Annotated in this window: 12 protein-coding genes; 3 read left to right on the forward strand and 9 right to left on the reverse strand. The window is 64.1% G+C overall.

What is annotated here, in order from left to right; translation table 11 throughout:
• Positions 1–73 precede the first annotated feature (73 nt).
• The 3 genes from AC1RMD_RS23790 (at position 74) to AC1RMD_RS23800 (ending at position 5,155) form a co-directional block, all read left to right on the forward strand.
• Positions 74–3,490 (forward strand): hybrid sensor histidine kinase/response regulator, encoded by a 3,417-nt coding sequence (locus AC1RMD_RS23790; protein ID WP_492930025.1) that lies wholly within the window; start codon positions 74–76, stop codon positions 3,488–3,490.
• Positions 3,474–4,370 carry a response regulator gene (locus tag AC1RMD_RS23795; RefSeq protein WP_492930027.1) on the forward strand — a complete coding sequence of 299 codons (897 nt, stop codon included), beginning with the start codon at positions 3,474–3,476 and terminating at the stop codon, positions 4,368–4,370. Before AC1RMD_RS23790 ends, AC1RMD_RS23795 begins: the two co-directional genes overlap by 17 nt.
• Positions 4,371–4,495: 125 nt before the next feature.
• Positions 4,496–5,155, forward strand: coding sequence for an FxDxF family PEP-CTERM protein (locus tag AC1RMD_RS23800; RefSeq protein WP_492930029.1), 660 nt, complete (start codon positions 4,496–4,498; stop codon positions 5,153–5,155).
• Here AC1RMD_RS23800 and AC1RMD_RS23805 read toward each other — a convergent pair.
• The 9 genes from AC1RMD_RS23805 to AC1RMD_RS23845 all read right to left on the reverse strand — a co-directional run bounded on the left by AC1RMD_RS23805 (position 5,152) and on the right by AC1RMD_RS23845 (position 14,889).
• Complete coding sequence (locus AC1RMD_RS23805) at positions 5,152–5,748, reverse strand: trimeric intracellular cation channel family protein (RefSeq protein ID WP_492930031.1); 597 nt, start codon at positions 5,746–5,748, stop codon at positions 5,152–5,154. The two genes, AC1RMD_RS23800 and AC1RMD_RS23805, sit on opposite strands and share 4 nt — an antisense overlap.
• Positions 5,749–5,834: 86 nt before the next feature.
• On the reverse strand, positions 5,835–6,677 hold the full coding sequence (locus tag AC1RMD_RS23810; RefSeq protein WP_492930033.1) for a hypothetical protein: 843 nt from the start codon (positions 6,675–6,677) through the stop codon (positions 5,835–5,837).
• Between the two features lie 136 nt (positions 6,678–6,813).
• Complete coding sequence (urtE, locus tag AC1RMD_RS23815) at positions 6,814–7,512, reverse strand: urea ABC transporter ATP-binding subunit UrtE (RefSeq protein ID WP_492930139.1); 699 nt, start codon at positions 7,510–7,512, stop codon at positions 6,814–6,816.
• A gap of 5 nt (positions 7,513–7,517) precedes the next feature.
• Positions 7,518–8,327: an urea ABC transporter ATP-binding protein UrtD gene (gene urtD / locus AC1RMD_RS23820; RefSeq protein ID WP_492930035.1), complete on the reverse strand. Its 810-nt coding sequence runs from the start codon at positions 8,325–8,327 to the stop codon at positions 7,518–7,520.
• Entirely contained in the window at positions 8,324–9,406 is a 1,083-nt protein-coding gene (urtC, locus tag AC1RMD_RS23825) for an urea ABC transporter permease subunit UrtC (RefSeq protein WP_492930037.1), read from the reverse strand. The genes urtD and urtC overlap by 4 nt, the downstream gene beginning before the upstream one ends.
• On the reverse strand, positions 9,403–10,977 hold the full coding sequence (urtB, locus tag AC1RMD_RS23830) for an urea ABC transporter permease subunit UrtB (RefSeq protein WP_492930039.1): 1,575 nt from the start codon (positions 10,975–10,977) through the stop codon (positions 9,403–9,405). The genes urtC and urtB overlap by 4 nt, the downstream gene beginning before the upstream one ends.
• A 70-nt stretch (positions 10,978–11,047) precedes the next feature.
• Entirely contained in the window at positions 11,048–12,247 is a 1,200-nt protein-coding gene (gene urtA / locus AC1RMD_RS23835) for an urea ABC transporter substrate-binding protein (RefSeq protein ID WP_492930141.1), read from the reverse strand.
• A gap of 79 nt (positions 12,248–12,326) precedes the next feature.
• Positions 12,327–13,439: a porin gene (locus tag AC1RMD_RS23840; RefSeq protein ID WP_492930041.1), complete on the reverse strand. Its 1,113-nt coding sequence runs from the start codon at positions 13,437–13,439 to the stop codon at positions 12,327–12,329.
• Positions 13,440–13,548: 109 nt separating this feature from the next.
• On the reverse strand, positions 13,549–14,889 hold the full coding sequence (locus AC1RMD_RS23845; protein WP_492930043.1) for a S41 family peptidase: 1,341 nt from the start codon (positions 14,887–14,889) through the stop codon (positions 13,549–13,551).
• Positions 14,890–14,895 lie beyond the last annotated feature (6 nt).

Genomic DNA, 14,895 nt, shown 5'->3' on the forward strand with positions numbered 1-14,895 from the left:
CCAAACAAGCTTGCCGGGCATGCAACTTGCTTAGAGAAGCAGCTTAGATAGCTGCTTTTTTTATGGGCCCGGCATGACAAAAATAGAGACCGAACCGGCGCAACGCATCGTCAAGATCCGTCGCGACTACAACACCTGGGTGGCCAACGAAACCATCGAGGACTACGCGCTGCGCTACACGCCGCGCGCGTTCCGCAAATGGTCGGTGTTCCGCGTCTCGAACACGGCCTTCGGCGCGATCTCGTTCCTGGTGCTGGAGGCGATCGGCGGCACCATCACCGTCAACTACGGCTTCATCAACGCGCTGTGGGCCATCATGGCGGTCGGCCTGATCATCTTCCTGACCGGCCTGCCGATCAGCTACTACGCCGCCAAGTACGGCGTCGACATGGACCTGCTGACGCGCGGCGCCGGCTTCGGCTACATCGGCTCGACCATATCGTCCTTCGTCTACGCCTCGTTCACCTTCATCCTGTTCGCGCTGGAAGCGGCCATCATGGCCTATGCGCTGGAGCTGTACTTCCACCTGCCGCTCTACCTCGGCTACATGGTCAGCGCGCTGGTCGTGATCCCGCTGGTGACGCACGGCGTCACGCTGATCAGCCGCATCCAGATGCTGACCCAGCCGGTGTGGCTGGTGCTGATGGCCCTGCCCTTCATCGCCATCCTGCAAAAGCAACCCGAGCTGCTGCCGCAGCTGCTGCACTACCCCGGCCGCTCCGGCGAGAACGGCCACTTCAACGTGCTGATGTTCGGCGCCGCCACGGCGGTCGGCGTGGCGCTGATCACGCAGATCGGCGAGCAGGTCGACTTCCTGCGCTTCATGCCGCACAAGACCGCCGCCAACCGCTACCGCTGGCATCTGGGCGTGTTGATCGCCGGGCCGGGCTGGATCCTGCTCGGCATCGCCAAGATGCTGGGCGGCGCGCTGCTGGCCTTCCTGGCGATCAGCAGCGCGGTGCCTTTGGCGCAGGCGGTCAACCCGACCCAGATGTACCTGGCCGGTTTCGGCCAGGTGTTCGCAAATCCGTCGGTGGCGCTGCTGGCGACCGCGCTGCTGGTGGTGATCTCGCAGGTCAAGATCAACATGACCAATGCCTATGCCGGCTCGCTGGCCTGGTCCAACTTCTTCGCCCGACTTACGCACAGCCATCCGGGGCGCGTGGTGTGGGCCGTGTTCAACGCGCTGATCGCCGTGCTGCTGATGGAGCTGGACGTGTTCCAGGCGCTGGACCAGGTGCTCGGCCTGTACTCCAACGTCGCCATCTCGTGGATCACGGCGGTGGTGGCGGACCTGGTGGTCAACAAGCCGCTGGGCCTGAGCCCGAAAGGCATCGAATTCCGCCGCGCCTATTTGTACGACATCAACCCGGTCGGCGTCGGCGCCATGCTGCTGGCGTCGGCCTTGTCGGTGGCGGCCTTCATGGGCTTGTTCGGCCAGCAGGCGCAGGCCTTCTCCGCCTTCATCGCGCTGCTGACGGCGTTCGTGGCGTCGCCGCTGATCGCCGTCGCCACCAGGGGCAAGTACTACATCGCCCGCACGCCGGCGCAGGTGCACAGCAAGACCTGCGTGATCTGCGAAAAGGAATACGAGTCCGAGGACATGGCGCACTGCCCGGCCTATCAGGGCTCGATCTGCTCGCTGTGCTGCTGCCTGGACGCGCGCTGCAACGACGTCTGCAAGCCGCACGCGAAAGTGTCGTCGCAATGGCAGGCGGCGATGCAGGCGCTGCTGCCCAAATCGCTGTGGCGCTACCTGAGCAGCGGACTGGGGCACTACCTGCTGCTGATGATCGTCACCGTGCTGTTCCTGGGCGCGCTGCTGGGACTGATCTACTACCACGAGCAATCGGTGCTGCCGGCCGGCGACGCCGCCCTGCTGCCGCAGCTGCAACTGGTGTTCTTCAAGATCTTCGCGGCGCTGCTGCTCACCAGCGGCATCGTCGCCTGGTGGCTGGTGCTGACCAGCGAAAGCCGCCGCGTGGCGCAGGAGGAATCGAACCGCCAGACCGGCCTGCTGACGCGCGAGATCGAACTGCACGGCCAGACCGACGCCCAGCTGCAGCAGGCCAAGAAGACCGCCGACCTGGCCAACCAGGCCAAGAGCCGCTACATCGCCGGCATCAGCCACGAGATCCGGACGCCGCTCAATTCCATCCTCGGCTACGCGCAGCTGCTGGACAACGATCCGTCGATACCGGAGCACCGCCAGCAAGCGATCCGCGTGATCCGCAGCAGCGGCGAGCATCTGCTGTCGCTGATCGAAGGCACGCTCGACATCGCCCGCATCGAAAGCGGCAAATTCAACTTCGACATGAAGGAGCTGAACTTCCCCGACTTCATCGGCCAGATCGTGCGCATGTTCGAGCTGCAGGCGGCCAACAAAGGGCTGGCCTTCCGCTACGAGCTGACTGGCACGCTGCCGCGCAGCGTGCGCGCCGACCGCAAGCGGCTGGGGCAGATCCTCATCAACATCCTCGGCAACGCGGTCAAGTTCACCAGCACCGGCGGCATCGTGCTGCGCTTGCAGTACGCGCGCGAGATGGCCTCGTTCGAGATCGAGGACAGCGGCCCCGGCATCCTGCGGGAAGAGATCGACCATATCTTCGAACCGTTCTCGCGCGGCAGCGCCAGCGCGCACGCCAACGCCAGCGGCACCGGCCTGGGCCTGCCGATCGCCAAGATGCTGACGCAGCTGATGGGCGGCGAACTGAATATCCGCAGCACGCCGCGGCAAGGCAGCGTATTCCATATCCGGCTATTCCTGCCCAGCGTGCACGCCTCGGCCCGGGAGCTGAAGGAACTGGAACAACCGGCGGCGCAGCGCACCGGCTATCGCGGCACGCGGCGCAGCATCCTGGTGGTCGACAACGAAAGGGTCGATCGCGAGATGCTGCTCAACATCCTGACGCCGCTGGGCTTCGACGTGGCGCTGGCCGAATCCGGCCTCGAATGCCTGGACCTGCACGCCTCCTTCAAGCCGGACCTGATCCTGATGGACCTGGCCATGCCGGCAATGGACGGCTGGGAAGCCAGCTACATCCTGCGCCGCCGCCAGCTGTCGCCGGTGCCGATCGCCATCGTCTCCGCCAACGCCTTCGACAAGGGCATGGAAAACGCCGCCGGCATCACGGCGGCGGACTTCATCGTCAAGCCGGTCAACGTGGCCGAGCTGCTGGACTGGATAGGCCGGCGCCTGGCGCTGGAATGGATCACGCAGCCGGCCATCAGCATCGAGGTGACGGCTGGCTTGACTGCGCCGGAACTGGCGCAGCTGGTGCTGCCGCCCGCCGCGCAGCTGGCGGCGCTCAATGAGCTGGTCCGCATCGGCTACGTGCGCGGCATCCAGAACAAGCTCGATGAGATCAGCGCGCTCGATGCGCGCTACCTGCACTTCACGCAAACCATGCGCAATTTCGCCGCCCGCTTCCAGCTGGACGCGATGGCCGACTTCCTCCGAAAGAACCAGAACAATGAACTTCAACCTTGACCGCAACATCGTGCTGGTGGTGGACGACGTGCCCGAAAACCTGGCCGTGCTGCACGACGCGCTGGACGAATCTGGCTACACCGTGCTGGTGGCGAACAGCGGCGCGACGGCCTTGCAGCGCGCCGCCGAGGCGCAGCCGGACATCATCCTGCTGGACGCCGTCATGCCCGGCATGGATGGCTTCGAAACCTGCCGCCAGTTGAAAGCCAGCCTGGCCACGCGCCACATCCCGGTGGTGTTCATGACCGGACTGACGGAAGCGGAGCACGTGGTGGCGGCCTTCGCCGCCGGCGGCAACGACTACGTCACCAAGCCGCTGCGCACCAGCGAGGTGCTGGCGCGGATCACCTCCCACATGCAGACAGCCCGCTTGGTGGACCAGGCCCGCAGCGCGCTGGACGCCTTCGGCAACGCGGTGATCGCGATGACGCCGCGCGACGGCAAGATCGTCTGGCAAACGCCGCTGGCGCGCACGCTGATGCAGGGCTATGCGGTCGATACGGAATTGACGGCGTGGCTGGCGGCGACGCAGCTGGCGCACAGCCAGGGCCAGTCGCATCCGCCGTTGACGCTGCAACGGGCCAGCCGCCGCCTGATCTTCTCGGCGGCGGAGTTCAGCGAAAACGAACAGTGGATGATCGTGCTGCGCGAAGAGTCGGACAGCGCGCAGATCGAGAAACTGATGCTGTCCTTCAAATTGACGCAGCGCGAATCGGAGGTGCTGAACTGGGTCATCAAGGGCAAGACCAACCGCGACATCGGCGACATCCTCGGCACCAGCCCGCGCACGGTGAACAAGCACCTGGAGCACGTGTTCGTCAAACTGGGCGTGGAAACCCGCACCTCCGCCGCCGCGGTCGCGATGGGCAAGCTGCCGTAACAAAGAAATTTGTTGCATTAAGATCAGCAGAATGCTCTTTTTTTGCAAGCACTAGTGCCATTTAGATAATGCTCGGAATAGAATGCAAAAACACCATCAACCAAGACGTCAACCACGAGAACCCGATGAATATCGCAAATAAAATATTGCTGTCTAGCCTATTGGCGGGCGCCGCGTCGCTGAGCCAGGCCGCCATCGTTGACTTTAACGATGTACCAAAGTCTACGACGGGGAACTTCACGTCCGGCGGCTTTGATTTCAAACTGTCGGGTCAGTACTCGGGAATGAGCAACACACAATCTTGCGCACCAAGCTGCCCGGTCAACGGTACGATGCTCGTATTGGCGCCTTTGGGCGACGCCAATGGCGAATACGGCGCCCTGACGATGGCCAGAAGCAGCGGCGGCACCTTTGCCCTGACAGGTTTCGAAGGCGCTGGTTCCTTCAACTTTAACCAATACGGCTACCCGAGTTACATTCCGACCCATATCGATGTGGTCGGTCAACTGCTCGGCGGCGGTACTGTTTCCCAGTCGTTTGCGATTGACAGGTCGGCGCCAAGCGGCCCTCTGCCACTGGTGAGCTATGCCTTCGACGGCAGCTTCACCAATCTGACATCCGTTACCTTCGCCAGTAGCGGCAGCTACTACGCGATGTACAACGGCTTTGCCATTGACAATATCAACGTCACCGCCGTACCGGAACCGGAGTCGTACGCCATGTTGATGGCCGGCCTGGGCCTGATTGGCTTCATGGCGCGCCGTCGCCGCCAAGCCACGGCTTAAAACGACGGCAGCCGCAAGCCCAGCTGAATCGCCAGCAGGCGCACCACCACGATGGAAACCAGGCCGATGCCGAACGCCCAGCGCGGCGCCAGGCCGGCCTTCTTCAGCAGGATGTACAGCAGGATGCCGGCGATGGCGGCGGTCGCGTAGATATCCTGGCGCAGTATCAACGGCACCTTGGCGGCGAGGATGTCGCGCACCAGGCCTCCGCCGACGCCGGTCAATGTGCCCATCAGGATGACGATCAGCGCGCGGCAGCCCTGCGCCTCCGCCACCTTGGCGCCGGACATGGCGAACAGCGCCAACCCCAGCGCGTCGGCGATCAGCAAGGCGTCGGTCGGCACCGGCAGCACCTGCACCCAGACGATGGTGAAGACGGCCGAAGCGACGATCACCAGCAGCGGCTTGGGATCTTCGATCCAGAACACCGGATGGCGGTTCAGCAGCAGGTCGCGCAGCGTGCCGCCGCCGATGGCGGTCATCGCGGCCAGCACCATGATCCCCAGCAGATCCAGATGGGAAGCCATCGCGGCCAGCGTACCGCTGGCGGCGAATACGGCCACGCCGATCAGATCGAGGATGTAAAAAAGCAAACGCAACTCCACGGCAAACCTGACAAATAAAAAAGGACCGTTACTTTATCAGCAATCGGCGTTGCGGCCAAATTATGGGCGCATGCTCAGTGTTTCTTTTCCATGGAGCGCGCCAGCAACTGCTTGCCCTCGGCGGTCGCGAGCCTGACCTGATCCGGCGACAGCCCCTGCGACATCTTCTGAATGAATTCATCTTGCAGCGGATTGGGAGCGGTCTTGCCGGCGCCGCCAAGCAGCGTTTCGTAGAAATCGTGCACCGCCGTCGCATAGCGCAGCGCCGATAGGGGGTAACGCTTCAGCAGCGCGCTGTCCTCGTTGTACTCGCCCAGCAGCGCAATCATGCTGGGGATGCACCCCTGCTGCGCCTGCGCCTCCAGGTAGGCCAACGCCTCCGCCTTCCAGGCCTGCACCAGTGGATCGTCGGGCCGCGTCGTCAGCGCCGACGGATCGCCGAACGGGCCGGTTTGCAGGAACGCCAGGTCCGCGCTGTCGATGCCCGCCTTGGCCGCCAGGGCCAGATGATCCAGGCGCGCAATCTTCATCCGCTCAGTCATCTCTGCGCACAGCAGCTTTTCCGCAGACTTCTCGGCCTTGTTCGCCGTCCGCATGAAGTCGCCGTCAGCCACGGCCAGGTCGCCGGTGCGTTGGAAGTCGATACAGGTCTGCACCAGCCAGTACGCATCGAAGGCGTCAGCCGGCCTGCCCGTGGCGGCGAGGCGGTCCACCTGCTGCGCCAGCGTATAGCGCGGATCGGGTTTGGGCCGCAAGGTTGAGGGCTGGTCCCGACGGACGTCTGCGAGTGCGGCGCGGGTGGACGCCTGCGGCCCGCCCGCTTCGGCTTCGCCGGTGGTACGGCTCGACGACCAGTACAACCCCACCAACACGGGCGGCAACAGCAAAATGACAAGGAGCGAGTGTTGCGATCTCATGATGGCTACAAAATGACAAAAAAGACAATGTAGCAGGAAATTCAATCGAAAAATGCGTGCTTTGTCACCGTCGTCATTGATACAGGCGCTTCATATGGAGCGCCGTACGTTTCTTGTTACAACTACGACGCGCCACCTATACCGCCAGGTGGCGCTTGACGTCCGGGTCGTTCATCGCAGCCTGCGCGCCGGAGGCCACTACCTCGCCGCGCGACAGCACGATGAACTGGTCGGCCAGTTCGTGGGCGAAATCGAAGTACTGCTCGCACAGCAGGATGGCCATGTCGCCGCGCTGCCGCAGCAGCCTGATCACGTTGCCGATGTCCTTGATGATGGATGGCTGGATGCCCTCGGTCGGCTCATCGAGGATGATCAGCCTGGGCTCGGCCAGCAGCGCGCGCGCAATCGCCAGTTGCTGTTGCTGGCCGCCGGACAGGTCGCCGCCGCGCCGGTGCAGCATGTCCTTCAACACCGGGAACAGCTCGTACACCTCGCCCTTGATGGTGGTCGCCTGCTTGCCGCTGTGGGTGGCGAGCCCCATCAACAGGTTTTCCTCCACCGTCAGCCGCGCGAAGATCTCCCGGCCCTGCGGCACGTAGGCGATGCCGGCCCGCGCACGCTGGTGCGGCGCCATGCGCGTGATGTCGCGCCCTTCCAGCCGGACCGCGCCGGCCGATACCGGCAGCACGCCCATCAGGCATTTGAGCAGCGTGGTCTTGCCAACGCCGTTGCGCCCCAACAGCGCCATGCATTGGCCCCGTTCCAGCTCCAGCGATACGCCGCGCAGCGTGTGCGAGGAACCGTAGTACTGGTTGATTTTTTCGACTTGCAGCATATTCATCAGCGCCCCAGATAAACTTCAATCACCCGCTCGTCGGACTGCACTTGCGACATCGTGCCCTGCGCCAGCACCGCGCCTTCGTGCAGCACCGTCACCACGCCCTGCTGCGCGATCTCCGTCACGAACGCCATGTCGTGTTCCACCACCATGATCGAATGCTTGCCGCGCAGTTCGTTGAGCAGCTCCGCCGTGCGCGCGGTCTCGGCGTCGGACATGCCGGCCACCGGTTCGTCCAGCAGGATCAATTGCGGCTCCTGCATCAGCAGCATGCCGATCTCCAGCCATTGCTTCTGCCCGTGCGACAGCAGCCCCGCCAGCCGCTGCTCGCTGCCGTTCAGGCGTATCAGCTTGAGGATCTCGTCGATCTTGCCGCGCTGTTCGGACGACAGCCGCGCGAACAGAGTGGGCCGCACCCGCTTGTCGGTCTTCATCGCCAGTTCGAGATTTTCAACTACCGTGTGCTGCTCGAAGATGGTCGGCCGCTGGAACTTGCGGCCTATGCCGGCATGGGCGATCTGGTATTCCGTCATGCGGCTCAGGTCCATGGTCTGGCCGAAAAAGGCGGTGCCGGAAGTCGGCCGCGTCTTGCCGGTGATGACGTCCATCATCGTGGTCTTGCCGGCGCCGTTAGGGCCGATGATGCAGCGCAGCTCGCCGACCGAAATATCCAGGCTCAGTTTATTCAGCGCGCGGAAGCCGTCGAACGACACCGTGATCTCCTCCAGGTACAGGATGGCGCCGTGCGTGGTGTCCAGTCCGGGCTCCGCCACGCGGCCCGACGAAATGTTCATATGTTCGTTGGCGCTCATGCCTGCTCCTTGCGCCAGCGCGCGGCCAGTCCTGCTATGCCTTGCGGCAGGTAGCGCGTCACCAGGATGAAGATCAGTCCCAGCGCGAACAGCCACAGATTCGGGAAGGCGCCGGTGAACCAGCTTTTCAAGCCGTTGACCGAAAACGCGCCGATGATAGGCCCCAGCAGCGTGCCGCGGCCGCCCACCGCCGCCCAGATCACCATCTCGATCGAGTTCGCCGGCGACATCTCGGACGGGTTGATGATGCCGACCTGCGGCACATACAGCGCGCCCGCTATTCCGCACAGCACCGCCGACAAGGTCCACACGAACAGCTTGAACCACAGCGGGTTATAGCCGATGAACATCAGCCGCGATTCCGAATCGCGCACCGCTTGCAGCACGCGTCCCAGCTTGGACTTGACGATCCAGCGGCACAGCAGCAGCGAGCCGGCCAGCATCGCCAGCGTGACCAGGTACAGCGTGGCCTTGGTGGCGGGCGCGCTGATCGAATAGCCCAGTATCCGCTTGAAGTCCGTGAAGCCGTTGTTACCGCCAAAGCCGGTGTTATTGCGGAAGAACAGCAGCATGAAGGCATAGGTCATGGCCTGCGTGATGATCGAGAAGTACACGCCCTTGATGCGCGAACGGAAGGCGAAGAAGCCGAACACGAACGCCAGCATGCCCGGCACCAGCACCACCAGCGCCAGGCAGTACCAGAAGCTGTCGGTGGCGGACCAGAACCACGGATAGGTTTTCCAGTCGAGGAACACCATGAAGTCCGGCAGGTCGCTCTGGTACACGCCTTCCCTGCCGATGGCGCGCATCAGGTACATGCCGTGCGCATAGGCGCCCAGCGCGAAGAACACGCCGTGGCCCAGCGACAGGATGCCGGCATAGCCCCACACCATATCGAGCGCCAGCGCGGCCAACGCATAGCACATGAACTTGCCGACCAGGCTGACCATATAGCTGGGCACATGCAGCGGATGGCCGTCCGCAAAGGCCAGGTTCAGCAAGGGCAGCGCGGCCAGCACCACGCAGCAGGCGGCAATGCCGCTCCACGCCTGGCGCGAAAAGAGAGAGGGATGGTTCATTCTGCGCTTCTGCCTTTCATGGCGAACAGGCCCTGCGGCCGCTTCTGGATAAACATGATGATGAAGACCAGGATGGCGATCTTGGCCAGCACCGCACCCGCCACCGGCTCCAGGAATTTGTTCGCTTCGCCCAGCCCCAGCGCGGCAATGACGGTGCCCGCCAGTTGGCCGACGCCGCCCAGCACCACCACCATGAAGGAATCGACGATGTAGCTCTGGCCCAGGTCCGGCCCGACATTACCCAGCTGCGACAAGGCCACGCCGCCCAGTCCCGCGATGCCGGAGCCGAGGCCGAAGGTCATCATGTCGATCTTGGCGGTGGAGACGCCAACGCAGCCGGCCATGCGGCGGTTCTGCATCACGGCGCGGACGAACAAGCCAAGCCGGGTCTTGTTCAGTATCAGCCAGACGCCGGCCACCACGAACAGCGCGAACACGATGATGACGATGCGGTTGTAGGCCAGCACCAGCGAGCCTAGCACCGTCACGCCGCCGGACATCCACGACGGATTCGCCACCTCAACGTTCTGCGCGCCGAAGATGGTGCGCACCGCCTGCATCAGTATCAGGCTGATGCCCCAGGTGGCCAGCAGGGTTTCCAGCGGACGGCCATAGAGCCAGCGAATCACCGTGCGCTCCAACGCGATGCCGACGGCGGCCGTTACCAGGAAGGCGGCCGGCAGCGCGGCAATCAGGTAGCAATCCACCGCCGATGGGAAATAGTTGCGGAAGCCGAGCTGGCACAGGTAGGTGGTGTAGGCGCCTATCATCAGCAGCTCGCCGTGGGCCATGTTGATGATGCCCATCAGGCCGAAGGTGATGGCCAGGCCCAGCGCCGTCAACAGCAGCACGCTGGCCAGCGAGATGCCGTAGAAGACGTTGCCGATAAACTCGGTGCGGGCCAGGCGGCTGTCCAGCGCCTGCAAGGTGTGGGCGGCGGCGACACGCACCGATTGATCAGGTTCTTTATCGCTCTGCATCGCTTGCAACAGCGGGCGCAGGTTGGCGTTGCTGCTGGTGGCCAGCGCCTCGGCGGCAGCCTTGCGCTTGGCGACGTCCGGCGATTGCAGGTTGGCGGTGGCGGCGACCAGTTGCAGCATGGGGCGGATCTCGGCGTCCTGCTCGTTCGCCAACGCCTTTTCGATCAGCGGGGCTTGCGCCAGCGTGACGCTTTTTTGCAGCTCGGTGGCTGCGGCCAGCCGCTGCGCGCGGTCCGGGGCGAACAGTTTGAGGGCGGACAGCGCGTCGTCAACGGCGCCGCGCAAGCGGTTGTTGACCATTACGCCGTCCAGGCCTTCGGGCAGCGGGCCGGTTGCGCCGGTGGCCGGGTTGTAGGCTTTATCATCGGTGACGATGAAGATGCGGCCGTCCGGCGTGGCGTACAGGGCGTCGCTCTTGAGCGCCGTCAGCAGGCGGGTGGCGTCGTTGTTGGCCAGCGCTCCGATCTTGACGATGGCGTCGACGCGGGCGTCGGGATCGTTGCCGGCCAGGGGCGCCAGCAAGGTGCTGTCGATGGCGGCGTGCGCCGCGCAGGACAGCAGCAGGCAAGCCAGGAGCAGGAGTTTTTTCAAGGTGGAGTCCTCAGGTGATACTGGTTTGCTGCCGGACCCCGTCACACCGACCGGGGCCCCGCTTCACGGCTTACAGCTTCTGCTTACCCTCGTTACCCGGAATGTACGGGCTCCACGGATTGGCGCGCACCGGACCTGGCGTCTTCCACACCACGCTGAACTGGCCGTCCGGACGGATCTCGCCAATGAACACCGGCTTATGCAAATGGTGATTGGTCGGATCCATCGTCAACGTAAAGCCCGAAGGCGCCTTGAAGCTCTGCCCCGCCATCGCCACGATCACCTTGTCGGTATCGGTCGACTTGGCCTTCTCCACCGCCTGCGCCCACATATGGATGCCGACATAGGTCGCTTCCATCGGATCGTTGGTCACGACGGTATTCGCGTTCGGCAGCTTCTTGGCGACGGCATAGGCCTTCCACTTCTTGATGAACTCCGTATTCACCGGATTCTTCACCGACTCGAAGTAGTTCCACGCCGCCAGGTGGCCCAGCAACGGCTTGGTATCCACGCCGCGTAGCTCCTCCTCGCCCACCGAGAACGCCACCACCGGCACATCGGTCGCCTTCAAGCCCGCGTTGCCCAGCTCCTTGTAGAACGGCACATTGGAATCGCCGTTGATGGTGGAGATCACCGCCGTCTTGCCGCCCGCCGAGAACTTCTTGATGTTGGCGACGATGGTCTGGTAGTCCGAATGGCCGAACGGGGTGTACACCTCGTCGATATCGCTGTCCTTCACGCCCTTGCTCTTCAGGTAGGCGCGCAGGATCTTGTTGGTGGTGCGCGGATAAACGTAGTCGGTCCCCAGCAGCACGAAGCGCTTGGCGCCACCGCCCTCCTTGCTCATCAGGTATTCCACCGCAGGTATCGCCTGCTGGTTGGGAGCGGCGCCGGTGTAGAACACATTCTTCTCCAGCTCCTCGCCCTCGTACTGCACCGGATAGAACAGCAGGCTATTCAGCTCCTTGAACACCGGCAGCACCGACTTGCGCGACACCGACGTCCAGCAGCCAAACACCACCGACACCTTGTCCTGCGCGATCAGCCCGCGCGCCTTCTCGGCGAACAGCGGCCAGTTGGAGGCCGGATCGACCACCACCGCCTCCAGCTTCTTGCCCAACACGCCGCCCTTGGCGTTGATCTCGTCGATGGTCATCAACGCCACGTCTTTCAGCGACGTTTCGGAAATCGCCATCGTGCCCGATAGCGAATGCAGGATGCCGACCTTGATGGTGTCGGCGGCGTAGGCTTGTGCGCCGGCGGCCAGCATGGCGGTGGCGGCGGCGATACGGCTCAGGGATGCGATGAAGTTGCGACGATTTTGCATGGGATAGCTCCGTGTAGTGGAATTAGAATTGCAGCTGCAAGGCGACCGAGAACTTGTCGGTATCGGCGGCCTTGGTCATCCTGGTCTTCGAGTAGACGGCGCTGACCTGCGCGTTGTAGCCGTCGATGATGTAGTTCACGCCCGCGTCGTACTGCCTGGTGTCGATGTCGGTATCGGCGGCGAACTTCTGCCAGCGCACGAAGGGCTGGAACTTGCCCCAGCCGGCCTTCTGCTCGAAGATCCAGGAAGCGCCGGCCGAATAGGCCTTGCCCTGCTCGGACTTGATGATGTCGTCGGTGCTGTAGTCGTACCAGGCCGCCTCCAGCGCGAAGGCGCCGGAGCCCTTGACCCGCTTCTCCATCAGGAAGTCGACGTTGTAGGAGCTGTACTTGCCGCTCTTGGCGACGGTCAGGATGCCGTCCTTCTGGTAGCGCCCCGCCACGCCGATCGACAGGATGTCGGCGCCGCCGAGGTAATTACCGATGCCGTAGTAGCCCGGTTCCGCGTCCCAGAAGTCGTACTGCAAGCGGCCGGCATACATCAGCGAGTCGTCGGCCTTGACACCGGCCGCCTTGGCCTGCGATTGCGTCATCGAACCGATGCCGAAGGTATGGCCTTCGAACACGCCGAACGAGTAACCCAGCTTGCCCTCGGCGACGTTGCCCCAGACGACCAGGCCGTCGTCGCGGCCGCGGAAGATGCCGCCGTTGTAGCCGTAGCGCGAAGCCACGCCGGCCCAGTAGCCGCCACCCAGCGAGTAGTACGGCCCGGCCATGTTGGCGCGGTCGCTCGGCGACAGCAGGCGGCCGGCCCAGATGTTCAACTCGGGCGAAATGGCGAACTGGCCGGCGGCGTCCAGGATGCGGATCTTGTCGCCGTCCCACTCCGTGTTCAGCATGCCCTTGATGTTTTTGTTGAGCGAGGCACCCAGGAACAGGCGCGCCGAATCCAGGTTGAAGTCGCTGGAGCGGTCGGTGCCGTCAGGTGCGCCATTCTTGGCGCTGGTGTAGCTCTCGCGCATGCCGAAGCCGACGCTGACCGACTTGTCTTCGCCAAAGTTGACCGTGGCGCCAGCGTAGGCATTGCCTGCCACCGCCGCTGCCGCGGCCAGCAGCATTCCCCGTTTCAAACCCATCTTGTTCCCCTTTTCGGTTTTGGATGCTGCAAGATTAGCCAGCAGACAAGCCGTGAGGAATACGTCGAATGACGTATGCGCCGCCCAGCGGGCGGCGCGAGAGGGGCAGCTACTTGCGCAGTTCGGCGACGGCGCGCTCGAGCACAGGGTCGGCGCCGGCACGCAGCGAGGCCACGGTGCGGGGCACTTCGACATCGGGCATGACGCCCTTGCCGACAAAGGCGCTGCCGTCCGGGTAGACGTCGCGCTTGACGCAGATGCGCGCCTTGCCGCCGCCCGGCAGGTCGAAGAACAGCGGCTGGCCGGTGCTGCCGCCGGTGGCCTCGCCGACCACGATACCGCGCTTCATCAGCTTGAAGGCGACGGCAAAGTCCTCTGCGGCGGAGAAGGTTTGCGCGCCGGTCAGCACCGCCACCGGTCCGGCGAATACGGCCTTGTGTTTTGCCCGATAGGTCTCGTCGGCGGAGCCAACCTCAGCCCAGCCGATCGCGGGACCGCCATGCGCGCGGACGACGGCGTCATCGTCGCGCCGGAAGGACGAGGCGCTGCGTATGGGCTGGCGGCTCAACCAGGACAGGATCCGCAGGCCGAACTCGCTCGAACCGCCGCCATTGCGGCGCACGTCGATCACCAGCCCTTTCGCTTTCAGGATAACGGGAATCGCCTGCTCGAACGCCTTGACGCTTTCGTCGCTCTCGAAGTGATCGATGGAGATGTAGGCGATATCGCCCGGCAGCGTCTTGAACACGAAGCGCTCCGGCGCTTGATAGCTGCCGGAGCGCTCCACCACTTCATCGCGCTCCGCGCCGTCCGCGCCGCGCACGCGCAGCGTCACCGGCTTGTCGGCGGCGCCCATCAGCAGTTGATAGGAATAGGTGCGCAAGGCCCGGTCCTGCGGCGTGGACGCGCTGATGTAAGGTTCGACACGCTGCCGTCCATATTGCAGCGCCGCTTCGCCGTCGATGGCCACCACCTCCTCGCCGACGCGCAGGCGGCCCTGCAAGGACGGATTGCCGATACGTTCAATCAGCACCTTGCCCTCAACCAGCACGGTGCGCAGCGGCGGCCGCGAATGCAGCTCGTGGCCCAGCGCATCCGGGGCATAGACGTTGGTATGGCCGTCTTGCAGCAGGGCCGCCAGCTGCATCATGAGCCGATAATAGTCGCGCGTGGTCGGCGCCGCGATCGCCTTGCTCAGGTAGTCCATATAGACCTGGTCCCATGCCAGGTCAGGCACATGGTCGAAGTGGACAAAGCTGCCGCGCGCCTGCGCCCAGAACAGCGACAAGCCCGCGACCTTTTCTTCCACGGTCAGCACCGGCTTGTACGGCGTTGCGAAGCCGGGAGCCTGGTACAGCTGGTCCGGCAGCGCCACCTTCTGCGCCCCGGCCAGCGCCCCCGGCGCCGACAGTGCGAACGTCATCAGCATGGCGAGTGTCTTGAGTTTCATCGGTTC

Source organism: Duganella sp. GW822-FHT06D06 (assembly GCF_058799615.1).